Source organism: Gordonia sp. SMJS1 (assembly GCF_029866425.1).
Classification (GTDB): domain Bacteria; phylum Actinomycetota; class Actinomycetes; order Mycobacteriales; family Mycobacteriaceae; genus Gordonia; species Gordonia hongkongensis.
The window spans coordinates 258,436-281,268 of the sequence record NZ_CP123381.1 but is presented as its reverse complement, the minus strand read 5'-3'; the positions used below and the strand labels follow the sequence as shown (position 1 = coordinate 281,268).

General features: G+C 69.1%; 21 protein-coding genes and 1 pseudogene. 10 read left to right on the top strand and 12 right to left on the bottom strand.

Features of this window, described 5'->3' with window-relative positions:
• The first annotated feature begins 80 nt into the window (after positions 1-80).
• The 5 genes from QAD21_RS01320 to QAD21_RS01300 all read left to right on the top strand — a co-directional run bounded on the left by QAD21_RS01320 (position 81) and on the right by QAD21_RS01300 (position 4,059).
• Positions 81-821, top strand: coding sequence for a glycosyltransferase (locus tag QAD21_RS01320; RefSeq protein ID WP_242697015.1), 741 nt, complete (start codon positions 81-83; stop codon positions 819-821).
• Positions 818-1,768, top strand: a complete 951-nt coding sequence (locus tag QAD21_RS01315) for an acyl-CoA dehydrogenase family protein (RefSeq protein ID WP_165629208.1) — start codon at positions 818-820, stop codon at positions 1,766-1,768. The genes QAD21_RS01320 and QAD21_RS01315 overlap by 4 nt, the downstream gene beginning before the upstream one ends.
• A complete protein-coding gene (locus tag QAD21_RS01310) occupies positions 1,765-2,547 on the top strand; it encodes a PIG-L family deacetylase (RefSeq protein ID WP_165629209.1) in 783 nt (260 codons plus the stop codon). The genes QAD21_RS01315 and QAD21_RS01310 overlap by 4 nt, the downstream gene beginning before the upstream one ends.
• 78 nt (positions 2,548-2,625) lie before the next feature.
• Positions 2,626-3,282: an SAM-dependent methyltransferase gene (locus tag QAD21_RS01305; protein WP_165629210.1), complete on the top strand. Its 657-nt coding sequence runs from the start codon at positions 2,626-2,628 to the stop codon at positions 3,280-3,282.
• Positions 3,283-3,375: 93 nt separating this feature from the next.
• On the top strand, positions 3,376-4,059 hold the full coding sequence (locus QAD21_RS01300; RefSeq protein WP_165629211.1) for a GAF and ANTAR domain-containing protein: 684 nt from the start codon (positions 3,376-3,378) through the stop codon (positions 4,057-4,059).
• Between the two features lie 4 nt (positions 4,060-4,063).
• Here QAD21_RS01300 and QAD21_RS01295 read toward each other — a convergent pair whose 3' ends face one another.
• Positions 4,064-5,647: a SpoIID/LytB domain-containing protein gene (locus QAD21_RS01295; RefSeq protein WP_242697016.1), complete on the bottom strand. Its 1,584-nt coding sequence runs from the start codon at positions 5,645-5,647 to the stop codon at positions 4,064-4,066.
• A gap of 464 nt (positions 5,648-6,111) precedes the next feature.
• On the opposite strand from QAD21_RS01295, the gene QAD21_RS01290 reads away from it, so the two are divergent.
• Positions 6,112-7,845: an N-acetylmuramoyl-L-alanine amidase gene (locus QAD21_RS01290; RefSeq protein ID WP_065631259.1), complete on the top strand. Its 1,734-nt coding sequence runs from the start codon at positions 6,112-6,114 to the stop codon at positions 7,843-7,845.
• A gap of 28 nt (positions 7,846-7,873) precedes the next feature.
• On the opposite strand, the gene QAD21_RS01285 is transcribed toward QAD21_RS01290, so the two are convergent.
• Genes QAD21_RS01285 through QAD21_RS01275 form a run of 3 tightly spaced genes read right to left on the bottom strand, consistent with a single transcriptional unit; the run spans position 7,874 to position 10,334 of the window.
• Positions 7,874-8,713, bottom strand: a complete 840-nt coding sequence (locus tag QAD21_RS01285; RefSeq protein WP_159369814.1) for an HAD family hydrolase — start codon at positions 8,711-8,713, stop codon at positions 7,874-7,876.
• Positions 8,713-9,525 carry a lysophospholipid acyltransferase family protein gene (locus QAD21_RS01280; protein ID WP_165629213.1) on the bottom strand — a complete coding sequence of 271 codons (813 nt, stop codon included), beginning with the start codon at positions 9,523-9,525 and terminating at the stop codon, positions 8,713-8,715. Before QAD21_RS01280 ends, QAD21_RS01285 begins: the two co-directional genes overlap by 1 nt.
• Positions 9,526-9,563: 38 nt before the next feature.
• A complete protein-coding gene (locus QAD21_RS01275; protein WP_058250924.1) occupies positions 9,564-10,334 on the bottom strand; it encodes a lysophospholipid acyltransferase family protein in 771 nt (256 codons plus the stop codon).
• Between the two features lie 213 nt (positions 10,335-10,547).
• On the opposite strand from QAD21_RS01275, the gene QAD21_RS01270 reads away from it, so the two are divergent.
• Positions 10,548-12,152 carry a Rieske 2Fe-2S domain-containing protein gene (locus tag QAD21_RS01270; RefSeq protein WP_165629214.1) on the top strand — a complete coding sequence of 535 codons (1,605 nt, stop codon included), beginning with the start codon at positions 10,548-10,550 and terminating at the stop codon, positions 12,150-12,152.
• 119 nt (positions 12,153-12,271) lie between these two features.
• On the opposite strand, the pseudogene QAD21_RS01265 reads toward QAD21_RS01270, so the two are convergent.
• A pseudogene (locus tag QAD21_RS01265) lies at positions 12,272-14,525 on the bottom strand (molybdopterin-dependent oxidoreductase); the annotation flags it as partial.
• Between the two features lie 303 nt (positions 14,526-14,828).
• Between QAD21_RS01265 and QAD21_RS01260 the strand changes: the two are divergent.
• Positions 14,829-15,041: a hypothetical protein gene (locus QAD21_RS01260; protein WP_058250921.1), complete on the top strand. Its 213-nt coding sequence runs from the start codon at positions 14,829-14,831 to the stop codon at positions 15,039-15,041.
• 68 nt (positions 15,042-15,109) lie between these two features.
• Here the strand turns inward: QAD21_RS01260 and QAD21_RS01255 are convergent, their stop codons facing one another.
• From QAD21_RS01255 to QAD21_RS01240, 4 genes are read right to left on the bottom strand one after another with little or no spacing between them, the layout of a single operon-like run.
• A complete protein-coding gene (locus tag QAD21_RS01255) occupies positions 15,110-15,619 on the bottom strand; it encodes an N-acetyltransferase (protein WP_159369812.1) in 510 nt (169 codons plus the stop codon).
• A 40-nt stretch (positions 15,620-15,659) separates the two neighbouring features.
• On the bottom strand, positions 15,660-16,913 hold the full coding sequence (locus QAD21_RS01250) for a lipase family protein (protein ID WP_226512097.1): 1,254 nt from the start codon (positions 16,911-16,913) through the stop codon (positions 15,660-15,662).
• A gap of 29 nt (positions 16,914-16,942) precedes the next feature.
• A complete protein-coding gene (locus tag QAD21_RS01245; protein ID WP_280360403.1) occupies positions 16,943-17,875 on the bottom strand; it encodes a DMT family transporter in 933 nt (310 codons plus the stop codon).
• Positions 17,876-17,927: 52 nt separating this feature from the next.
• Positions 17,928-18,347, bottom strand: coding sequence for a VOC family protein (locus tag QAD21_RS01240; RefSeq protein ID WP_280360402.1), 420 nt, complete (start codon positions 18,345-18,347; stop codon positions 17,928-17,930).
• Between the two features lie 73 nt (positions 18,348-18,420).
• On the opposite strand from QAD21_RS01240, the gene QAD21_RS01235 reads away from it, so the two are divergent.
• Entirely contained in the window at positions 18,421-18,996 is a 576-nt protein-coding gene (locus QAD21_RS01235) for a TetR/AcrR family transcriptional regulator (protein ID WP_058250916.1), read from the top strand.
• 76 nt (positions 18,997-19,072) lie between these two features.
• Here the strand turns inward: QAD21_RS01235 and QAD21_RS01230 are convergent, their stop codons facing one another.
• The 3 genes from QAD21_RS01230 to QAD21_RS01220 form a co-directional block, all read right to left on the bottom strand.
• Positions 19,073-20,008 (bottom strand): EamA/RhaT family transporter, encoded by a 936-nt coding sequence (locus tag QAD21_RS01230; RefSeq protein WP_280360401.1) that lies wholly within the window; start codon positions 20,006-20,008, stop codon positions 19,073-19,075.
• A gap of 14 nt (positions 20,009-20,022) precedes the next feature.
• The gene (serS, locus tag QAD21_RS01225) at positions 20,023-21,282 is read right to left on the bottom strand and encodes a serine--tRNA ligase (RefSeq protein ID WP_058250914.1); all 1,260 of its coding nucleotides are present in this window, start codon (positions 21,280-21,282) and stop codon (positions 20,023-20,025) included.
• A gap of 66 nt (positions 21,283-21,348) precedes the next feature.
• Positions 21,349-21,774 carry an ankyrin repeat domain-containing protein gene (locus QAD21_RS01220; protein ID WP_223259060.1) on the bottom strand — a complete coding sequence of 142 codons (426 nt, stop codon included), beginning with the start codon at positions 21,772-21,774 and terminating at the stop codon, positions 21,349-21,351.
• A gap of 81 nt (positions 21,775-21,855) precedes the next feature.
• On the opposite strand from QAD21_RS01220, the gene QAD21_RS01215 reads away from it, so the two are divergent.
• Positions 21,856-22,824: a cation diffusion facilitator family transporter gene (locus QAD21_RS01215; RefSeq protein ID WP_280360400.1), complete on the top strand. Its 969-nt coding sequence runs from the start codon at positions 21,856-21,858 to the stop codon at positions 22,822-22,824.
• Positions 22,825-22,833 lie beyond the last annotated feature (9 nt).

The following is a 22,833-nucleotide window of genomic DNA, read 5'->3' as shown; positions in this document are numbered from 1 at the left end:
AGCCCCCGGGCCCCATCCTCTCCTGTGACCAGTTCGGGGTTTGAGTGACGCCGCTGTTCGTACGATCGCCCGACGACCGGGTGTCCTCGCAGGCTCCGGGGCTCCCCAAGGAACACCAGGCAACGGCTCCGGTCGAGCGCATCGTCGTCGTGGTGCCCGTCCACAACGAGGCCGAGCGTCTGCCCGCGTGCCTCGAAGCCCTGCAGGCCGCGGCCACGGCGGTGCCGATCCCCGTGGAGGTGATCGTGGTGCTCGACGCCTGCGACGACGACTCCGCGACGCTGGTCACCGACGAGGTGTCGACCGTGGTGGTCGATGTCCGCTGTGTCGGCGCGGCGCGCGGAGCCGGTTTCGCGTCCGTGGGTCCGTCGTCGTCGGAACCGGCCACCACGTGGTTCGCGACCACCGATGCCGATTCGACGGTTCCGCGCGACTGGCTCGCCGAGCATGTCGCCGCCGCGGACGCGGGGGCGGACGCGTACGTGGGCACGGTCACCCCGGACGGTTTCGACGAGTGGCCGGCGGGAACCGGCGAGATGTACCTCCGGGAGTACGACCCGTCCCCCGGGCACGGTCACGTCCACGGCGCCAATCTCGGCGTCCGCGCCTCGACCTACGCCGACGTCGGCGGGTTCCGTGAGGTCGACACCGATGAGGACGTTGATCTCGTCGACCGCCTGCATGCCGCGGACGCGGTCATCGAACGGGGTGCGCACGCGCCGGTCCGCACCTCGACGCGACGCGACGGGCGCGCACGGCACGGCTTCGCGGGCTACCTGCGGCAACTGTCCGGGGCCCGGCCCGACGAGGTCGCCGGGTGACGCCCGCACGGGCACGCGCGATCGTCGGCGACCCGTCCTTCGCGCTCCCCCGCCCGGGCGGCGGACGCACCCTCGACCGGTTCGCCGCCCTCGTCCGGGCCTGCTCCGACGACATCAGCACGGGTCGCCTCGTCGAGGCGCACGCCGACGCCGACGCCATCCTCGCCGAGATCTGCGACGGCGGGACCGCCCCGGGCGAGTTCTGGGGTGTGTGGGCGGCCGAGACCCGCGGGAGCGGCGTCGACGCCCGCCGCGGCGCACACGGCTGGGAACTGAACGGGACCAAGGAGTGGTGCTCGGGCGCGTCGTCGTGCACCCACGCGCTGGTCACCGCGCGCACCGACACCGGCAACCGGTTGTTCGGCGTCGACCTCGGCCACCCGGGGGTGTCCGCGGACAGCTCCGGGTGGGCCAACGCGGGCATGCGGGACTCCGACACCGGGACCGTCACGTTCGACGCCGTGCCCGCCGACGCGATCGGCGAACCGGGCGCATACCTCGACCGGCCGGGATTCTGGCACGGCGGGATCGGGGTCGCGGCATGCTGGTTCGGCGGGGCCCGCAAGGTCGCGGCGCCGCTCTACCGCGCGGCCGCCCGTTCCGACGACCCGCTGCTGCTGATGCACGCCGGCGCGGTCGACGCCCATCTCGCGTCCGGTTGGGCGCATCTGCAGGCCGCGGCACGCGAGATCGACACCGACCCGGGCGCGCCGTCGAAACGACTCGCCTTCGCCGTGCGCTGGTCGGTCGAACAGGTCGCGACCGCGGTGATCGACCGGGTGGGACGCGCGCTCGGTCCCGGCCCGCTGTCCGCCGACGCCGGCCACGCGCAGGCCGCCGCCGATCTCACCGTCTACATCCGGCAGTCCCACGCCGATCGAGACCTCGCAGTACTCGGCGCACTGACCGACGGCGTCCCACCCGGACCGGGATCGGCGGGTCCATGACCGCCGACGGCTCCCCCTCGACGCACCGCTTCGGCGCCACCCCCACCTCGGCGGAGGGAACTCCCGAAGTCGAATGGCAACGGTGGTTCGCCGCGCGGGGTCCGTGGCCCGACTTCGAGCCGGGCGTCCGGCGGCTCGTGGTCCTGGCCGCCCATCCCGACGACGAGGTACTCGGGGTCGGCGGGCTGATGGCGGCTGCCCACCGACGTGGCATCGAGGTCGTCGCGCTCTGCCTGTCCGACGGCTCGGCGTCGCACCCTGGTTCGCCCACGCTCTCGCCCGCCGAGCTGGCGATCCGACGACGCGCCGAAGTGGACTCCGCGACATCGGTTCTGGGCATCGAACCGACGCGATGGTGCGGGCTCGGCGACGGCACGCTCGCCGACCACGAGGACGAGATCGAGGCCATCGTCGAGCACACCCTCGCCGAGCAGCCCGAGACCCCGACGGCCCTGCTGGCGGTGTGGGCGCACGACGGTCATCCCGACCACGAGGCCGTCGGACGGGGTGCCCGACGCGTCGGCGACCGATGTGGCGTCCCCGTCTGGATGTATCCGATCTGGATGTGGCACTGGGCGACACCCGACGATCCTGACATCCCGTGGGCGCGGATGCGGACCTTCGTCCTCGACGACGATCTCGAGGCCGCCAAACGAGAGGCCGTGCAGGCCTTCGACACCCAGATCCGCCCGCTGTCACCCGCCCCCGAAGACGCCACCGTCCTCGGACGGCACATCCTCGACCGCCTGCTCCGCGATCGGGAGTTCGTCTTCGTGTGAACTCAAGACGCTCACGACATCGGCATCGACGAGGGCCCGGGACGGCACTCGACACCGACGATCATCAGGACGGATGACATGGCCGACGACCACACCGCCGGGAGCCGAGAAGGGCTCGCCGACAACTATTTCCACGACATGTACCGAGACAGCGACGACCCCTGGGGCTTCACGTCGCGGTGGTACGAACAACGAAAGTACGCCCTCAGCCTGGCGGCCTTGAGCTCTCCCCGGTACGGGTCGGTGTTCGAGCCCGGCTGCTCGGTCGGCGTGCTCAGCGCGCAGTTGGCCACGCGCGCCGATCATCTGCTGTGCACGGACGTCAGTCCGCGCGCGGTGGAGCTCGCACGCGAGCGACTCGACGGCCACGACTCCGTCGAGGTGCGCGTCGGCGACATCGTCTCCGACTGGCCGCCCGGCCGGTTCGACCTGATCGTCCTCAGTGAGGTCCTCTACTACCTCGGTGACGCGGATCTCGACGAACTGATCGCGCGGTTGCCGGAATGTCTGACCCCGACGGGCGAGGTGCTCGCGGTGCACTGGCGGTGGCGGGTCGAGGAGTACCCGCGAACCGGTGACGAGGTGCACGCGGCCCTGCGGTCGTCGGCGTTGCACCCGTCAGCGTCGTACTCGGACACGGACTTCTGCGTCGACGTGATGACTTCGTCACCCATCGGGTCGGTCGCGCAACGCGAAGGACTCGTCACCGTCGCGGACGCGCACCGTACGGCATAATGATCTCTTTGAACGCCTGGGGGAGTTCGAAGCCTGCGCTTTGCTGTCGGTCCAGTCGAAGCGCTCTGAACAACGTCTCACGAGGAGGCAGGAGTGACCGAGTTGGCGGACTTCGGGGCTCAGATGACGCGCATCGCCGGCGAGATGCGCCGCGAGAGCGACGACACCGAAGCAGCGCTGCGTTCGATGACCAAATTCGCGGTCGACGCCATTCCGGGAGCCGAGTACGCGACCGTGACCCTCGTCGCGAACGGCACCATCGAGACGCCGGTGATGGTCGGCGACCTCGGCGGCCAGGCCGACAATCTGCAGCGAGAACTGGGCGAGGGCCCGTGCATCCGGGCTGCGGTCTCCGATCTCACCGTCTGGATCGACGACATGCGGACCGAGACGCGCTGGCCGAACTTCGCGGCTGCGGCAGCCGATCTCGGTATCCGGTCGATGGCCTGCTTCTACCTCTACATCGACGGCGATGACTCGGCCGCGCTGAATCTTCACAGCACCGAACCGGCGGCATTCACCGCCGAGGCCCGTCAACTCGGCGAGCTGTTCGCCGCGCACGCCGCGACCGCCCTCGGGGCCATCCAGGAGAAGCAGCAACTGCGCGCCGCGCTCGGCTCGCGCGACATCATCGGCCAGGCGAAGGGCATGATCATGGAGCGCTACAAGCTCGACGCGGGCGAGGCGTTCGCACTGCTCGCGCGCCTGTCACAGGACACCAACACCAAGCTCGTCGATGTCGCCGTCCAGATCGTGGAGGCCGGGCCGGAGCCCTGACCGATCAGCGGAACGCGTCGCGTTTCGGGAATCCCAGCGCGGGGATGCCGCCGCGATCCTGGTAGCGCTCGAGCCCCTTGCCGACGAGGACCCGCGGTCCGGTGCCCGGGGTGAAGAACATCATCCCCTTCTCGAAGAGCTGGGTGACGCCCGCGGCGTCGGGGGTCAGGGTCGGCACACCGAGCGCCTGGCCCAGCGGTCCGGTGATCCCGCCCAGGTCAGCGAAACGTCCGTTCATCGCCGACGTCGCCATGTCGAGGAACTTCGACGATCCCGGCAGGATCTGTTCGGCGAGCTGGTTGAGGCTGCCGAAATCGATACCCCCGCCGCCGGGCGACGCCGGGCCGGTGGGCGGTTTGACGATCCGCGGCGGCGAGGGCTGACCCTGGACCGCGAACCACGACGACTTCAGCTGCAGCTTGGTTCGAGCTTCCTCGCCACTCACCTCCGCGGTCCCGCCGGAGCCGACCGCGCGCACCTTGATCGCGCGTCCGTGTTCGGCGCCCAGGCCGTTGGCCTCGATCACCTCGAAGCTCCGCAGCGCACCGACTCCGAACGCCGATCCGATGCTGCCCGCGCTGACGGTGGCGGTCCAGTTGTGGTTGGGCGAGACCGTGTCGCCCTCGTCGACGACGGCCGGGAAACGTCCGCCGGCCGTGTAGCCGCCGGTCGACGCGGAGAACTCGGTGAAGGCCGGTTGACCGTTCTGCAACAGGATCTGGCCGGCGGTGGCGTCGGCGGCCGCGTTGGTCCGGCGGTCCTCGCCCGAGACACCGCCGTAGACCTGCGAATTCTGGGTGTCGTCGATCTTCTTGCCGCCCGCGATCGCCGCTAGTGCGTAGGTGCGGGCCGCCACGGCCTGCGCCTGCAGCGCCGCCGCGCCGCCGGAGTCGCCCCAGGCGGGCAGGCTCTCGCGCGGGATGACGCCCTTGACGTAGTCGTCGATGTGGATGCGATTGACCACGCGCCCGCCTTCGAGTCCCATGGCCCCGCGGTAGGCCTTGTTCGATCCGCAGAACTTGAGGAATTCACCGGCCGGGCGGTTGGGCGCCATGCTGAGGGGTTCGACGAAGGTGGCCGGCACCGACCGCACCACACCGCCGCCGCACCCGCTGCGGATGGTGGCCGTGCCCCCGGACAGGCTGACCGCCTGCCCGGGAGCCACCGTCTGACCACCGACTCGCATGCCGGCGTCCGCGTGCACATTCACCGAGCCCTGACCCGTGAGGGCCACCAGGATCTCGGGCCTGTCCACCTTCCCCGCGGTGGTGCCACCGTAGTAGTGGCGCAAGATCTGCTGTGCCGTCCAGCCCTTGCGGGCGTAGCCGTACGCTCCCCATTGCCCCATTCCGCGGCCGTGGCCATGACCGTGCCCGATCAGCGTCACCGTCGACCCGACCGAGAGCTCGACCTGTTCGGCCGATTCCGATGAGCTCGCGACAGCGAGTCCACCGGCCAGCAGTGCGGGCGCCAGCCCCGCCGCGGCCCAGGTCAACGCGCGGTTGCGGGCCCGTCCGGGCCGCGCACCGCTCGCCGGCCATCGCGGCAGAAGCCGTGTAGGTCGGGCTTTGGTCACTGCAGAACACATCCTTCGGTCGCGACGACACCAGCCGCGGGCGGCGAACTTCTGCACCGCTCGTAACGCCTGTGACTGATGTGACGATTGGGACTTAAGTGACCCTAGTGAATTCAGATGCCGATCACCAACCCGAGGGGATCACAACCGGATCACGAGTTGCCCGGGCCGCCGTGACCTCTGGCGCGGGGGTCAGGTCCCCGGATTCATTGCCACCTCATCGTCGAGCATCAACACATCAGTCACATCCGTCACACAGATAACAAGAACATCACGAGTTACCGATGCGCGGCGTGTGTCGCCGCCGTCGTCGATGCCTGACGGCGACGATGACCGCCGTACCGAGCACAGTCGACGACTTCGAAGTCCTGGTGGCTTCGACGCCGTCGGCTGCGCTGATGTCGACGGCTGAGCGGACCCGACCACACCCCCGGAGCACCAGCGCCGCGGTCCGACCAACCTGCGAGGAGACCTGAGTGCGTTACCCCAGACCGAAACCTTCGATCGCGCTCGCCGCGATCGCCGCCGCGGTCGTCGCGAGCCCGTTCGTGGTGATCGCGAGCCAGTCCGAACCACAGTTGGTGGACAACAAGCAGACGGTCTCCAACACCGAGATCGAGCAGGTCCCGTTACGGGAACTGCCCGCCGCCATCGTCGACGTGGCGACGTCCGGCCTCGCCGCGGCGGGGGTCGAACTGCCGCCGATCGATCCGGACGCGTTCCCGCTGCCGGATCTGACGGTCCCGCTGCCGAAGGGTCTCGTCCCGGGAGCCGGCTCATCGTCGAGCACCGATCCCTCTGCCCCGTCGGGATCGCCGTCGAGGGAGTCATCGGCAGAATCGTCGCCGCCGGAATCCCCCTCGGCAGAATCGTCGCCGCCGGAAACCAGCTCGGAGACAACCGAACCCGCCGCCACCCCGACGACCGAGGCGCCCAGCAGCAGCGAGCGGTCGGCACCGTCGACGACGCGGGAACAGCCGGCGCCTCGAGGTGACCGGGCACCGGGGACCCCGACCCGATCGAACCCGAGCAGCACGACCCCGGCGACACCGACGATGGCCGACGGCCGCGAGGTCGGGGCGGCGGTCACGCACATCGTGCGCGAGGCGCCGATCAAGATGGTGGCGTTCACCTGGGAGCGACCCGTGGACGTCGACCTCAAGCTGCGTGCGAAGAACCCCGACGGCAAGTGGGGACCGTGGACGGTCCTGGAGCAGATCTCCCGCGGACAGGCGCCCAGCGCGAAGAACCCGGTCGGTACCGAACCGGTCTGGGTGGGCGACGCACGTGAGGTGCAGGTCGCCGCGAGCAAGGACGGCCTCGCGATCCCGGCGGCGGAAACCCAGGGCGGCGATCTCGCCCAGCTGGCCGTCGGCACCGCGAGCACGGTGGTGACGGAGTTGGCCACGGTTGCCCTCAATGCGCTGAAGGCGACGCTCATCAGCCCCGAGAGCCTGCTCGGCCTGGGTTCGTCGTTGCTGTCGCCGCTGACCGGCGGACCGCAGGTCGTGGCCCGCCAGGCCTGGGGCGCCGACGAGTCCATCCGGTGTTCGCAGCCGGTGTACTCGCCGCAGATGCGCGGTGCGATCGTGCACCACACGGCCGGCAGCAACGACTACACCCCGCAGCAGTCCGCGGAGATCGTCCGGGGCATCTACGCCTATCACGCACGCAGCCTGAACTGGTGCGACATCGGGTACAACGTGCTCATCGACAAGTACGGCCAGATCTTCGAGGGCGCGTTCGGCGGACTCGACCGCAATGTCGAGGGCACGCACACCGGCGGGTTCAACAAGGAGACCCTCGGGGTGTCGATGATCGGCAACCTCGAGGAGGCGCCGCCGACCGCGGCGATGGTGTCGGCGACCGGCAAGTTCCTGCGCTGGCGCCTCGGCAAGGCCGGACTCAACCCGGCGGGCACGGCGACGCTGACCTCAGAGGGGTTCGCGGGCACCAAGTTCGCGGCGGGCACGCAGTCGAACCTGCCGGTCATCTCCGGGCACCGCGACTACAACAGCACCAGCTGTCCGGGAGTCCACGGCTACGCGGCGCTCACCGCGATCCGGGCGCTCGCCGGCGGCGCCCCGCCGGCACCCGAACCGACGCCGCCCGCCGATCCCGCAGCCCCGGCACCTCCACCGGCCGCACCCGGTGCCCCCGCGCCGCCGGTCGAACCGGGTGCCCCCGCCCCGGTGCCGCCGGCGGCCTGAGCCGGGTCCGGCGATTCGCGGGGACGGATCAGGTTCCGGCGAACCAACGCTCGAGCACCTTCGCGACGCCGTCGTCGTTGTTGCCCACGGTGACCTCGTCGGCGGCGTCGAGTGCGGTCGGATGACCGTGTCCCATCGCGACCCCGTGGCCCGCCCAGGTGAGCATCTCGGCGTCATTGGGCATGTCGCCGAACGCGATCACCGCATCGACGGGGAGTCCGGTGAGCTCGGCGAGCCGGGCGAGTCCAGACGCCTTGTGTGTGCCCGGTACGGACAGCTCGATGAGCCCGTTGTCGGTGGAGAAGGTCACCTGGGCGAGGTCGCCGACCATCGGCTCCAGACGACGAGCCATCTCGTCGGAGGCCATGCCCGGCTTACGGACCAGGAGTTTCACGGCCGGATCGCCGAACACCTCGTCGTCACCGACCTCGACGTGGTCGGGGTTGAGCCATGCGTGTTCGTAGCCGGCGCTCGCGACGAACGGTGCGGTCGCGGCGTCGTGTGCGGAACGGCCCGCCCGCTCGGCCGCGATGCCGCATCCCGGGATCTGCTGGTAGGCGATCTCGCCGAGTTTGACCAGGGCGTCGGGTTCGAGATTGGCCGACCACAGCACGCGGTCGTGCTCGGCGTCGTAGATGATGGCGCCGTTGGCGCACACCGCATACCGGACGTACGCGTCGGTGCCGGCGAACTGGTCGGTGATCTCGGCGATCCAGCGCGGGGGTCGACCGGTGGCCAGCACGAATTCCGTACCGGCGGCGCGGGCGGCGGCGAGCACGGCCAGCGTGCGCGGGGAGACCCGGTTCTCGTCGTCGATGAGGGTTCCGTCCACGTCGCTGGCGATGAGTGTGGGTGGACCGAATGTCATCAGCGTCTGCTTTCTCTCGACCGTGATCTCTCGGCGGCTCGTCTCGCCCGCGCCTCGGCTTTGCGGAGCGCCTCGTCGGCTTCGATCAGCGCGGCTTCCTGAGGTGTCGGTGCCGAACCGCCCAGTCGCGACGGAACCCAGAACTCACCTGGCGGGTGCGGACCGTAGGCGTCCTGGACCTCGAGGAGCATCGAGTTCATGGTGTCGCGGAGCCTCAGGGTCTCACGCTCGGGGGACTCGCCCGGAGCTGGGGTGAACGGCAGACCGAACCGGACATGCACCGGCAGCCGGCTCCGGCCGATGTTCCGCAGTCCGCCCTTCGTCCACTGGCGGTGGGCACCCCACACGATCGCCGGGATGATGGGCACCCCGGTCTCGGCGGCCATCCGGGCCGCACCGCTCTTGAACTCCTTGAGCTCGAAGCTGCGGCTGATCGTCGCCTCCGGATAGACCGCGACGATGTGGCCGTCCCGCAGCCGACCGAGCGCGGCTCGATACGCCTCGGCGCCGCGCGACCGGTCCACCGGGACGGTCTTGGTGTGGTTGACCAGGAACCGCATGATCCCGATGTCCATGACCTCGGACTTGATGAGAAAACGGGTCCGGCGTCCGGCCCGCTGCACCCCGAGCGCGAGCGGCAGGAAGTCGACGTAGCCGGTGTGGTTGACGCACAGCACGGCGCCGCCGGAGTCGGGGATGTTCTCGATGCCGGTGAAGTGCAGGTCGAGAGCCTGCGCCCGGACGATCCCGTTGGCGATGAGCTCCAAGGTGCGATACACCGGCTCGCGGTGTCCGTGCCTGGCTGCGCTCATGGGTCCAGGTTAACGCCGCCTCACCGGCCGGCAGTCGATCAGACGACCCCGGGGTCGTCCTTCCGCGGCTCGCGTTTGGCGGCACGTTCGGCCTGCTCCTGGGCGTCCATCCGGTTGGCCTCCTCGAGTGTCGGCGCCGAACCGCCGAGCCGGGCGGGGACCCAGAACTCACCCTTCGGGTGTTCGCCGTAGGCATCCTGCAGTTCGAGGAGTTTCGCACTCATGACCTCGTGCAGCTTGGCCGTGAGGGCGTCGGCGCTGCCCGTGGCCTCGAGGGGCTCGCAGACGCCGATGGAGATCTTGTACCCGGTGCGCCCCAGCTGTTTGGGGTGCCCCTTGGTCCACACGCGCTGCGCACCCCAGATCACCGTGGGGACGATCGGCGCGCCGGATTCGATCGCCATGCGGGCGGCACCGGACTTGAAGGCCTTCAGCTCGAAGCTCCGGCTGATCGTCGCCTCGGGGTAGACCCCGACGAGCTCGCCGCGCTTGAGGTACTCGACCGCGTTGCGGTAGCTGTCCGCACCCTGCGCGCGGTCGACGGGAATGTGCTTGAGCGAACGCATGATCGGCCCGGAGATCTTGTTGTCGAAGACCTCCTTCTTCGCCATGAAGCGGACCTTGCGACGGCCCTGCAGGTAGGCCGGGATACCCGCGTAGGTGAAGTCCAGGTAGCCGGTGTGGTTGATCGCGACGACGCCGGGGCCGTCGGCCGGTACGTGTTCCACACCCGACACCTTGAACTTCAGACCTTCGGCCAGCCACAACAGGCGGGCGGCGGTGATCACGGTGTCGTACACGGGTTCCATGCGAGAGAGCTTAGCCACTCTCCTCGGCGCCCTCGCCGCCGTCGGCAGCCTGGTCGCCGTGACCGACGTTCATCACGACGGGACCCGTGAGACTCCTCACGGTGAGCATCCCGCGGGACTCATGGCCCACGCACCAGTCCGGCACGGCTCGATACCCTGGACGTCTGTCGTGCCCTGCCGCGCAGCCCCGCGCACACCATGAAAGGCCCCTTCGTGCAGATCACCAGCATCGGTCATGCCGGTTTCCACATCCAGACCACCGCCGGATCGATCCTCTGCGACCCCTGGGTCAACCCGACGTACTTCGCCTCCTGGGTGCCCTTCCCGGACAACTCCGAACTCGACTGGAAGACGCTCGGCGACTGCGATTACCTCTACGTCTCGCACCTGCACCGCGATCACTTCGACGAGCGGAACCTGCGCGAGAACGTGAACAAGGACGCCACCGTCCTGCTCCCCGACTACCCGGTGCCGGACCTGCGCCGCGAACTCGAGAAGCTCGGATTCTCCAAGTTCGTGGAAACCACCGACTCGGTCAAGACGACGGTGACGAACGACAAGGGTTCGTTGGACGTCATGATCATCGCGTTGCGGGCGCCCGCCGACGGCCCGATCGGCGACAGTGGACTCATCGTCTCCGACGGCGAGACGGTGTGCTTCAACATGAACGACGCCCGGCCGATCGACCTGGACGTCGTCGACGAGGCGTTCGGGCACGTCGACGTCCACCTGCTGCAGTACTCCGGCGCGATCTGGTACCCGATGGTCTACGACATTCCGCGGAAGTCCAAGGCCAACTTCGCCTCTCAGAAACGTCAGCGCGGAATGGACCGTGCGCGTTCCTATATCGAGCAGGTCGGGGCGACGTGGGTGGTGCCGTCGGCCGGACCGCCGATGTTCCTCGACGAGGACCTGTTCTACCTCAACGACTTCGGGTCCGGCGAGACCGCGGACACCACGTCGATCTTCCCGGACCAGGAGACCTTCCTGGAGCAGATGCGCATCCACGGCACCGACGACGGCGAGAAGCACCGCGGCCTGATGATGGTGTCGGGTTCGGTCGCCGACTTCTCGGGACCGACGCTGAACGAGGTCACCCATCCCTACGCGCCCGCCGATGTCTTCGGCGAGAACAAGCGGGCCTACCTCGAGCGGATGAAGGAGAAGTTCGCACCGGTCATCGCCGCGGAGAAGGCCACGTGGGCGCCGGCCGAGGGCGAGCCGCTGATCGGCGCGCTCCGCGAGCTGTTCGAGCCGATCATGGCGCAGTCGGATCTGATCTGCGACGGCATCGGCTACCCCGTCGGACTGGTGATGACCCCCGGCGGCGGCCCGGTCATCGAGGCCACCGAGACCGTCGTGATCGACTTCCCGAACCGCATCGTGCGCGAGCCCAAGGAGGGAGAGGGCAAGTACCGCTACGGTTTCCGGATCGCCACCGAGCTGGTCCGGACCGTCCTGCGCGACAACGAGCCCGACTGGGTCAACACCATCTTCCTGTCGACGCGGTTCACCACCTGGCGCATCGGCGGTTACAACGAGTTCCTCTACACCTTCTTCAAGTGCCTGACCGACGAACGGATCGCTTACGCCGACGGCTGGTTCGCCGAAGCACACGACGACTCGGCGTCGATCACCAAGGACGGCTGGGAGATCCAGCGGCGCTGCCCGCACCTCAAGGCCGATCTCGGCAAGTTCGGGGTCATCGAGGGCGAAAAGCTGACCTGCAATCTGCACGGATGGCAGTGGGATCTGCCCACGGGACGCTGCCTGACGTCGAAGGGGCATGAACTCCGCGCGTCGAAGCTCGACTCGTAGCCGGATCGAGGAGTGCGGGATTCGTACCGGATTCCGGTACGAATCCCTCACTTCGCAGTCACGAGCGTCATCGACGCGGCACCCATCTTGAAGATCGGCTGCTTCGACGCCGAGTCCTAGTCGGTGATGGTCAGCTCGTTGGCCGCGCGATGGTTCCCGGTGTCGTCGTCGGCGTCCCAGTACCCGTAGTGGAAGGGCACGAACAGCACGCCGCGACGGATGGCGGCGATCCGCACCGTTGCGGTGATCGCGCCGCGCGGGCTGGCGATCTCGACGAGGTCACCGTCGTGCACACCGCTGCGCGCGGCATCCAGTGCGTTGACCTCCACCCACACATCCGGCGCCGCCCCGTCGAGTTCGGGTGCGCGGCCCGTCTTGGTTCGGGTGTGAAAGTGGTAGACCGTTCGTCCCGTGATCAGCGCGAAAGGGTGGTCGGCACTGGGACTCTCGGGAGGTGGCAGGTGTGGCGCCGCCTTGATCAGCGCCCGCGCCCCCGGGTTGAGGTCGCGATACTCGTCGGGTTGCAGCGGCTCGCCGGTGAGCAGATCCTTGCCGTACGACTCGCAGTAGTCCGCCGCGCTGTAGAACCGACCGTCGGCGTAGAGACGCTCGGTACCGCCGGGAGCGTCCGCGGTGCACGGCCACTGCACGCCACCGCGAGTCCGCAGTAGCTCGTACGTCATCCCGCTGTAGTCGCACGGCCGGCCTGCGCTGCACGCCCGCCAGGCGTCGAAAGCGGATTCGGCATCCGTCCACGGGGGCAACGGCTTCCCATCCCGGTCGCGGAAATCCATGCGACGGGCGTAGTCGAGGAAGATGTCGAGGTCGGCTCTGGCCTCGCCGGGTGGATCGACCGCCTTCTCCGACAGGTGCACAGTGCGGTCGGCGTTGGTGAACGTGCCCGTCTTCTCACCCCATCCGGCGGCCGGGAGTACGACATCGGCGAGTGCGGTCGTCTCATTCGGGAACATGTCCTGCGCCACGACGAACACATCGTCCCGTTCGAGGATCGCCCGGATTCGCCCCAGCTCCGGCAGCGACACGGCGGGATTCGTGGCACTGATCCACAGCATCCGTATCGTCCCCTTCTCGGCGAGGCGGAAGATCTCCATCGCGTGGGTGGGCGGGTTTTCATGCGGGAGCCGGTCTTTCTCGATGTTCCACAGGTCGGCCAGTTCGCGCACGTGCGCGTCGTTCTCCCAGTTGCGGAACCCCGCGAGATCGCCGTCGGCCCCGCACTCCCTGGTGTTCTCGGCGGTGGGCTGGCCGTTCATCTGCAGCAGACCGCAACCGGGCCGCCCGAGCATCCCCCGGATGAGGTGGATGTTGTTGACCTGAACCGCCGCGGCGGTCGCCTGGTGCGATTGGTAGAAGCCCTGCAACACCGTCGACACCAGTCGTTCGGCGCTGCCCAACAGACGTGCGGCGTGACGGAGATCGTCGGCCGGGACATCGCAGATCTCGGCGACACGTTCCGGTGGATAGTCGTCGACCATCCGACGCAGGTCGTCGAAACCGACTGTGTGCGCGTCGATGTAGTCGTGGTCGACCCAGTCGTTGGCGATGATCTCGTGCAGCAGCCCGTTCATCAGCGCGACGTTCGTGCCGGGCAGCGGTGCCAGGTGGACGGTGGCATGCCGGGCCACCGGCGTCGTCCGCGGATCGACGCAGACGATGGCCGGCGGGTGTGGACCCGCGAGTCGGTCGAGGATGCGCATCCATGTGACGCTCTGGGTCTCGGCGATGTTGTGACCGAACAGCGCGATGGTGTCGGCATGGTCGAAATCGGTGTAGGTGCCGGGCTGACCGTCGCTGGCGAACGAGGCCTTCAGCGCTTCTGCGGCCGTCGCGGTGCACAACCGGGTGTTGCCGTCCACGTGGTCGGTGCCGATGGCTCCGTGGGCGATGACCCCGAGCGTGTAGTACTCCTCCAAGAAGAGCTGTCCGGACGTGTAGAAGCCGATTGCCGCGGGTCCGTGTTCGTCGAGCAGGGACCGGGACCGTTCGACGATGCGTCCCATGGCGTCGTCCCACGTCGCCTCTAACCAGCCGACCGTGCTGCCGCACGAGCGGGCGGGTCAGTCGGTCCCGAGACGAACTGGCCTGCCATCCGTAGAGATCCTTGACGTCGACGCGACCGCGGTTGACACGGTCATCGGCCCGGCCGCGGACGCCGACGATCCGGTCGTCGACCACCGCGATGTCGAGGGCATCGCCGTTGGAATGCAGGACCGACGCCGAGCGAACCCATCGTTGCACCTCGTCAGGACTGATCCCGTCGCCCAGATGCTGATCGACCCGCACGGGCCATTGCTCACCCGGCGCGTACGGAGTGCGTCCACCCCAGAGGTCGTCGATGCGATCGGCCACGATTCCCTCCCTACGACGTGACGACGCCTTCGGACCGTCGGGGTGTACCCAACCGCGTCCGGAGTCATTCGTCGTCCGTGGGCCGCGATTCGACGCCGGCCGATTACTCCGACGCGATTGTGGGTAGCCCTCCGGCACGTTCGCTCGCGACCCGTTACCGACCCGTTGCGCGCGACACGATCCGAGCTCGACGACCTCGGCAAGGGGGTCCCGGGCGCGGACAGATTTCTACGATGAGGAACAGGGCTCACGGCCGGACACGACGTCGGACCGCGAGTCGCACACAACGACCGTGAGGAGAACATCATGGCCAAGTACCGCGTCATCGATTCGAGCGAGAACGTCGTCGAAGAGAAAGAGTTCGACGATGCCACCGGCGCATACGACTGGTTCAAGACCGTCGCCGCACCGGACGACAGCCTCGGCACCGTCATGCAGGTGCACGACGACGGCGAGTGGAAGAACTTCGAGGTCTCGGACGGGGGCACCAACGCCAGCCCGTCCGCCGACGCCGACTGAACCGCCTCCCCTCGGCAGGACGAGGTCGGCCACCCTTCGCGCCCCGGGTCTCCCGCGCGAAGTCGTTCTCAGACCCCGAACGCAGCCGGGTAGGCGATCGTCCCGCTCGGCACCGGGCGCGCATCGTCGAGACGCAGCGCCATCATCGCCTCGTCCGGGACGTCGAACGGTGCGCGGATTCCGAATCGGGACGCGGGGACGAAACCGAACTTCGGGTAATACTCGGCGTGGCCGAGCACGACCACCAAGTTCTCGCCGTGTGCGCGGGCAACGTCGAGACCCGCGACGATGGCCGCGGAGCCCGCCCCGGACCGTTGACACGACGGCAACACGGCGCAGGGTCCGAGCGTGAGCGCCGGTGCCGCGTCGACGCGGCACCGCGAATACAACGCGTACCCGACGATCGTGCCGTCGGCGTCGGTCGTGACGATGGAGAGCCCGTCGATCCAGGCGTCGCTGTCGGCCCGCAGCTCATCGACGATCCGCGCCTCGTCGGGGGTCGGGAACGCCGCGAGCACCACGTCGCGGATCGCGTCGGCGTCCCCGTCACGCTCGGCGCGGGTCGTCCACCTGCTCACAGATTTTCCGTACGCCGCCGTGATGCCGCGCCGGTCGCTGTCACCGGCCGCACCCGCCGGCCGGCTGCCCGGAGAAGCGACTGTTGAGGAAGCCGAGCGCCTCGGCGCTCCACGGGATGAACGCCCGGGTGTGGTTCGAGCCGCGGTACTCGGTGAATGTCGTCGGCACCCCGCGGTTGCAGAACGAGCCGGCGAGGCGCGCGACATCGGCCGCGATCATCACACCGTCACCGGTGCCGTCGACGTTGCCGACCCCGAGCATCATGGGGCTGCGCGGGGTGCCGAGCGTCCCCATCACATTCTGCGAGATCGCCTGTCGTACACCGGGAACGTCCAGCAGGCCGCCGACCGTCGGCACGAGGAGCTGGTGATCGGTCAGACCCGGGTACTTGTCGGCGAACGCCTCGATGCACTCCCCCGCGACCTGTCCGAGGACCTGCTTGCCCTTCGGGGAGAGGTAGGACTGCATGTCGATGCCGTAGGTCTCGGCGTAGACCGCCATCAGCGCCGGGATCACGCCGGCCCAGTTCTCGCTGCCGTTGACGTAGCCCAGATTGTTCGCCGGGTTCACCAGCACGCCACCCGCGGCGGCCCCGACGATGTTCAGCTCCGGCGCGTAGCGCGGCGCCAGCTCTGCACCGAAGCCGGTGGGGATCGATCCGCCGGAGTAGCCGAACAGTCCGATCGGTGTCCGGGCCGGCGCCCGCAGGTGACCGAGTGCGGCACGCACGCTGTCGAGCGCGGAGTACCCCGATTCGCGCGCCATCGTCCAGCGCAGCCCGCGGCCCTCGTAGTCGGGGGCGGCGACGGTGTAACCGGCGGCGAGGAGCCCGGAGATGAGCGTGATGTCGATCGGCGCCTCCGCGGCATTACCGCCGCGCAGCGTGTACGACGGGTCGCACTGCGAGCCGAGGGCGTCGTAGAACGAGTGGTAGGAGACGACGCGGCGCGGCGCCCCGGCGGCAGCGCCCGGCGGCGAGATGACCGTGGTGACCGTCGCCGTCGGCCTGCCGAACTGGTTCGTCGTCCGGTAGAGGATCTGGGTGGCCGAGATCGGGATACTGGTTCCGCGCCAACCCAACTCGACCTGACGCGTCCGCAGCGCTGCGCCTGGTGACCGCGATTCGTAGCCCGCGGGCGGATCGTAGAACGGGTCCTGCGACGGCAACTGCGCCGGCGCTGCCGCGGGTACCGGAACGGGCGCCGCCGACACCGTGGGCGCGAGGAGGGACAGGGTCGTCGTCAGCCCGAGGATCGCGGTCAGCGTTCCGAGGCCGCGGGAGAGAGGCCGCATGGATCGTCATCATGCCCGATATGCGGCGTCTACGGCGTCTTTCGTTTCGCCTTCGGGTCTGACTGGCCCGAGGCGCCCCCGGAGGTGGCGTCCGGCACCGGGTTCTCGCCGGCCCGCTCGACCGCCTCGACCACCGGCGACATCGCCACCACCACCGCGCCGGCCACGGCAGCGACGAAGGCGATCACGGCGACGGCGCCCCAACCAGCACGCGTGGTGTCGCCGAGCACCAGGATGCCGATGACGCCGGGGACGACCGTCTCGCCGACGACCAGAGCGGCCGACGCCGCGCTGACCGACCCCTTCTGCAGGGCGACGGTGAACATGTAGAAGCCACCCGGGCCACACAGGATGATCGCGTAGAGCGCCGGGTCGGTGAGCAGTTCACCGAGATCGAAGGGGTCGAGGCCGTCGAGGATGCGCACCGCGACCGCGAGGACCCCGAACAGCACGCCGGCGGAGAGGCCCGCCAGTACCGCGACACGACTCTGCATCCGCGGCAGGATCGCGGCGCCGAGTCCCAGGATCGCTGCCCCCACGACGAGCACCGCCCAGTGCAGCCACCATTCGTGCTCGTGACCCTCGTCGCCGGCCGAGAAGCCCAGCAGGACCAGCGATACGACGACGACCGCGATCGCCGTCCAGTCGCGGACCGACAACCGCGCGTGCAGGAACAGCGTGGCGAGCACGACGGTCACGACGAGGTTCGCACTGACGATCGGTTGCGCCAGGAACAGTGGGATCATGCGGGCGGCGACCATGTTGCCCAGGAATCCGATGCCGTCGAGCGCCGTGCCCGCGAGGAACGACACCGTCAGCATCGCGGTGATCGTCGACCGCAGCGACGGCGCCTCCCCCGGCGCGCCGGCGTCCTCGACACTCTGCGCGCCACGCGCCTGCAACACCGACGCGGTGCCGTACGCCAGCGCCGCGAACACCGCCGCGAGGATCCCGATCAGCATGGTCGAACAGTAACCACCGCCGGGCGGTCACGCGGGACGATGACGATCGCGATCAGTTCGTCGACGCGTCGGCGACGTAGGCGTCGGCGAACTCACCGACCGCGGGGATCGGCTGGATGCAGTCGAGCAGAACCCCGTCGGGGCCTTCGACGATGAAGTGCCGCTGACCGAAGTCCTCGTCGCGCAACTGGAGTACCGGACGGAGTCCGTGTTCGTCCGTGAGACGCCGGTAGAGCACATCGACGTCGTCGACCTCGATGTTGACCAGCAGCCCGGCGGCGGGTCGGCGGTGACCCTCGGGGATCGTCGGATGAGTCGCACCCACGAGCCCCAGCTCGAACACGCCGGTGCGCATGCTGACGTACCAGTCCGCGGAGAAGGTGACCTCGAACCCGAGAACGCGCTGGTAGAAGTCTGAGGACGCAGCCACGTCGGTAGTCATGAGAACCGGGTAGACGCTGGTGACGTTCATGATGGAGCTCCTTTACGTACGATGCGTTTGTATAACCGACTATACATACGCAGCGTACGTAAAGGAACCTTCCGTGCCGAGAGCCTCCGCCGCGGCCGCAGCCGAGACGGCCCGTGCCGTCCTCGCCGCCGCCACCCGTCAGTTCGCCGATCGTGGATTCTCCGACGTGTCCCTCGACGACGTCGCCGAAGCCGCGGGCGTCACCCGCGGCGCCGTCTATCACCACTTCCGCAACAAGGGCGCGCTGTTCGCGGCGGTCGCCGCGGCCTGCCACCAGCAGGTCGCCGATGCGGTCGTCGCGGCGGCCGAAGCCGCCGGCACCGACCCGGCGGGTCAGTTGAGTGCCGGGTCGCACGCGTTCGTGGACGCGATCACCAGTGGAGCCGCCGTGCGCATCCTGCTGATCGACGGACCTGCGGTGGTCGGCTGGGACGAGTGGCGCCGACTCGACGAGGCCGGGTCGGCGACCCATCTGCGCGAGGCCCTCGTGGCGGTCGGCGTCGACGGCGAGTTGGTCGACGTGATGACGATGCTGTTGTCGGGTGCGATGAACGAGGCCGCCCTCTGGCTCGCCCGGCATCCCGACGACGACACCGCACGCGAACGCGCCCACCGCGCACTGGATCGGCTGCTGGCCGCGATCGTGTGAGAGATCCGATGAGACCACGTTGCGATTCGTCCCGGAAGGCGGGATGGAACGCAACGCGAGCTGTGGGCCTCGTGGCCTATCGCCGCTCGACTCCGCGCGGCGGATGGCCGTACCCGCGAGGCGCATTCGTCGCATCGGCCGTCTCGACCGCGGTGACCGCACCCGACGACGCCAGTACGACGCCGCCGAGAACTGCGCCGAGGAAGGCCACGATCGCGACCGGACCCCATCCGGCACGTGTGACGTCGCCGAGGAACGCGATGCCGACCGCCCCGGGCAGGACCGTCTGGCCGACGACCAGCGCGGCGGCCGCGCCGTTGACCGAGCCGGTCTGCAGCGCCACCGTGAACAGGTAGAAACCGCCTATCCCGCTGAGCAGCAACGCATACAGCGCGGGGTCGGTGAACAACACCGACAGATCGAGTGGGTCGAGACCGTCCAGGATGCGAGAGGCCACCGCCATCACACCGAAGACGGCCCCGGCGATGAGACCGGTCACCGCCGCGATGTGCTTACGCAAGCGGCGCATCACGATGACGCCCAGCGCGATCAGCGCCGGTCCGGCAACGAGTACCGCCCAGTGCATCCACGCATCGTGCTCCACGCCTTCGCGGCCCGCCGAGAGCGCGAGCAGCACCAACGACAGCACGATCACCGCCCCGGAGATCCAATCCCGCAGCGTCAAGCCGACTTTCAGGACCACCATCGCCAGCAGCGCGGTGGCCACCAGCCGTGCGGAGATGATCGTCTGCGACAAGAAGAGCGGGATCAGCCGTGCCGACGCGATGGTCGCGACGAAACCGATGATGTCGAAGGCGAATCCGACGAGGAACGGCACCGTGAGCATGGTGGCCGCCGTGGAGCGCAACGACGGATGCGCGGCGGCGGACCGACGGCGCTCCTCACGGATCGCCGCTCGCTGCGCGACCTGCTCGGCGCCCAGCGCCTGCAGCACCGCTGCCGCGGCGAACGCCAGCGAACCGATCACCGCGATCACGATGCCGGCGGTCATGACAGGAGCTCAGCTCAACGCGGCGTGAGCACGTCGGTGCCCACGAACTTGGCGAGTTCGGCGGGCAGCCGGACCGAACCATCGGGCTGCTGGTGGTTCTCGAGGATCGCGACCAGCCAGCGGGTGGTCGCCAGCGTTCCGTTGAGCGTCGCGGCGGTCTGCGGTTTGCCGTTCTCGTCGCGGTAGCGGATCGAGAGGCGTCGTGCCTGGAACGTGGTGCAGTTCGACGTCGAGGTCAGCTCGCGGTAGGTGCCCTGCGTCGGTACCCAGGCCTCGCAGTCGTACTTCCGCGAGGCCGACGAGCCGAGGTCGCCGCCGGCGACATCGATCACGCGGTACGGCACGTCGATGGCGGCGAGCATGTCCTTCTCCCAGCCCAGCAGGCGCTGGTGCTCGGCCTCGGCGTCCTCGGGCCGGCAGTAGACGAAGCCCTCGACCTTGTCGAACTGGTGGACGCGGATGATGCCCCGGGTGTCCTTGCCGTAGCTGCCGGCCTCGCGTCGGAAACAGGTCGACCAGCCGGCGTAGCGCTTCGGACCGTCGGACAGGTCGAGGATCTCGTCCATGTGGTACCCCGCGAGCGGCACCTCCGACGTGCCGACCAGGTACAGGTCGTCGTCCTTGTCGAGGTGGTAGACCTCGTCGGCATGGGCGCCGAGGAACCCGGTTCCCTCCATGACCTCCGGCCGGACCAGCACCGGCGGGATCATCAAGGTGAACCCGTTCGCGGTGGCCTTCGCCGCGGCCATGTTCAGCAGTGCGAGCTGGAGCTGCGCACCCTGGCCGGTGAGGAAGTAGAACCTCGAGCCCGACACCTTGGCGCCGCGCTCCATGTCGAGCAGTCCGAGCGACTCACCGAGTTCGAGGTGATCCTTCGGGTTCTCGATGGCGCGGGGCTCGCCGACGTGCTCGAGGACCACGTAGTCGTCCTCACCGCCGGCGGGCGCCCCATCGGCGACGATGTTGGAGATGGCCCGATGGGCCTTCGCTGCGGCCGCATCGGCCTCGGACTGGCGCGCCACCGCGGCCTTGACCTGCTCGGCGAGCTCTTTGCCTTTGGCCAGCAGCGCCTGCTTGTCGTCGCCCTGTGCCTTGCCGACCTGCTTGCCGAGAGCTTTCTGTTCGGAGCGCAACGCGTCCGCCTCGACGATGGCCGCCCGGCGCTCGGCGTCGGCGGCGAGCAGCGCGTCCACCAGGCCCGGGTCCTCACCGCGAGAGCGCTGTGAGGTGCGGACGAGGTCGGGGTTGTCGCGAACAGTCTTCAGGTCGATCACGACTTCAAACCCTACTTGAGAGCGCGATGCGAACCCGATCACGCCGCCGCGGTCCCCGGGGAGGTCTCAGCTCCACAGACGACGCAGGTCCTCACGGCCGAACATCGCTGCCGCGGCATCGGCGGCCGGAGTCCCCACATGCGGGTCCGCCCCGGCGTCGACGAGCGCCCGCACCACGTCGTCGAAACCCTTGAACACCGCGCCTGCCAACGGCGTCTGCCCCTTGTCGTTGGCGAGGTCGGCGTCGGCACCGCGGTCGAGGAGGGCCGACACCGTCGACGCGTGGCCGTGGTAGGCCGCGAGCATCAGGAGCGAATCACCGGACTGGTTACGCAGATCGGCCGGGACGCCGGCGTCGAGGTAACCGGCGAGCGTGTCGGTGGCACCGGACCGCGCCATGTCGAAGAGTCGGGTGGCCAGTTCGACGACCTCGGGGCCCGGGGCGTCGATGCCGGGCCCGGCCTCGGATGCATCGTCGGAATGGGTTGCCACTCCCGCGAGTGTAGGCGCGGCCGACACTCCCTCGATCTGGGTGAGGCCGCGGGCACCGCATCGTGTGGGAGACTCGGCGCAGTGACTCCTCCCGACGCGCAGCACGAATCCGGCGGACCCGGCGAGAGTTTCCTGACGGTCGTCATCGCGTTCGTGTCGAACCTCTTGATCGCCGTCGCCAAGACCGGCGCCGCGATGGTCACCGGCTCCGCGTCGCTCGTCGCCGAAGCGGCCCACTCGTGGGCCGACACCGGGAACGAGATCCTGCTGCTGATCGCGGAACGACGCGCGCATCGGCCCCGGGATGCCCGTCATCCACAGGGCTACGGACGCGAGGCGTACATCTGGTCGATGTTCGCGGCGTTCGGGTTGTTCGCGGTCGGAGCCGCGGTGTCGGTGCAGCACGGCATCACCGAACTGCTGTCACCGGAGCCGGCGACGGATTACGGCATCGCCTATGCGGTCCTGACGATCGCCGCGGTACTCGAGGGCATCTCGTTCGTGCGGTCGTATCAACAGGCGAAGCGCGGCGCGGTCATGCGTCGGATCGGTCTGCTACGACAGGTCTTCCGCACCTCCGACCCGACTCTCCGTGCCGTCTTCGCCGAGGACGCGGCCGCGCTCATCGGTCTGGCCATCGCCTTCGTCGGAGTGCTCCTGCACCAGGTCACCGGGTCGGCCACCTACGACGCGATCGGGTCGATCCTGGTGGGCGTGCTCCTCGGAGTCGTCGCCATCGTCCTGATCAACCAGAACAGGCGGTTCCTGCTCGGGCAGGCGGTCGACGACGCCGTCCAGCAGCGCGTCCTCCGGGACCTGCTCGCGCACAACAACATCGAGCGCGTCACCTACCTGCACGTCGAGTACACCGGGCCCGTTCAGCTGTTCCTCGTCGCCGCCGTCGATTTCACGGGTGACGACGCCGAGTCCTCGGTGGCCGTCGCTCTCCGGCGACTCGAGAACGAGCTGGAGCGCGACCCGCGGATCACGGAGGCGGTACTCACCCTCTCCGCCCCCGGCGACACGGACCTCGTGCCCGACGCACCCTGATCCTCTCCG

Coding starts and splice junctions, on each gene's coding strand:
- QAD21_RS01285 (WP_159369814.1), bottom strand. CDS start 8,713: ATGACATTCGGTCCACCCACACTCATCGCCAGCGACGTGGACGGAACC.
- QAD21_RS01245 (WP_280360403.1), bottom strand. CDS start 17,875: ATGCTGATCGGGATCCTCGCGGCGGTGTTCGCGGCGCTGGCGTACGGC.
- QAD21_RS01240 (WP_280360402.1), bottom strand. CDS start 18,347: ATGAACGTCACCAGCGTCTACCCGGTTCTCATGACTACCGACGTGGCT.
- QAD21_RS01305 (WP_165629210.1), top strand. CDS start 2,626: ATGGCCGACGACCACACCGCCGGGAGCCGAGAAGGGCTCGCCGACAAC.
- QAD21_RS01280 (WP_165629213.1), bottom strand. CDS start 9,525: ATGAGCGCAGCCAGGCACGGACACCGCGAGCCGGTGTATCGCACCTTG.
- QAD21_RS01250 (WP_226512097.1), bottom strand. CDS start 16,913: ATGCGGCCTCTCTCCCGCGGCCTCGGAACGCTGACCGCGATCCTCGGG.
- QAD21_RS01260 (WP_058250921.1), top strand. CDS start 14,829: ATGGCCAAGTACCGCGTCATCGATTCGAGCGAGAACGTCGTCGAAGAG.
- QAD21_RS01230 (WP_280360401.1), bottom strand. CDS start 20,008: ATGACCGCCGGCATCGTGATCGCGGTGATCGGTTCGCTGGCGTTCGCC.
- QAD21_RS01295 (WP_242697016.1), bottom strand. CDS start 5,647: ATGTGTTCTGCAGTGACCAAAGCCCGACCTACACGGCTTCTGCCGCGA.
- QAD21_RS01275 (WP_058250924.1), bottom strand. CDS start 10,334: ATGGAACCCGTGTACGACACCGTGATCACCGCCGCCCGCCTGTTGTGG.
- QAD21_RS01310 (WP_165629209.1), top strand. CDS start 1,765: ATGACCGCCGACGGCTCCCCCTCGACGCACCGCTTCGGCGCCACCCCC.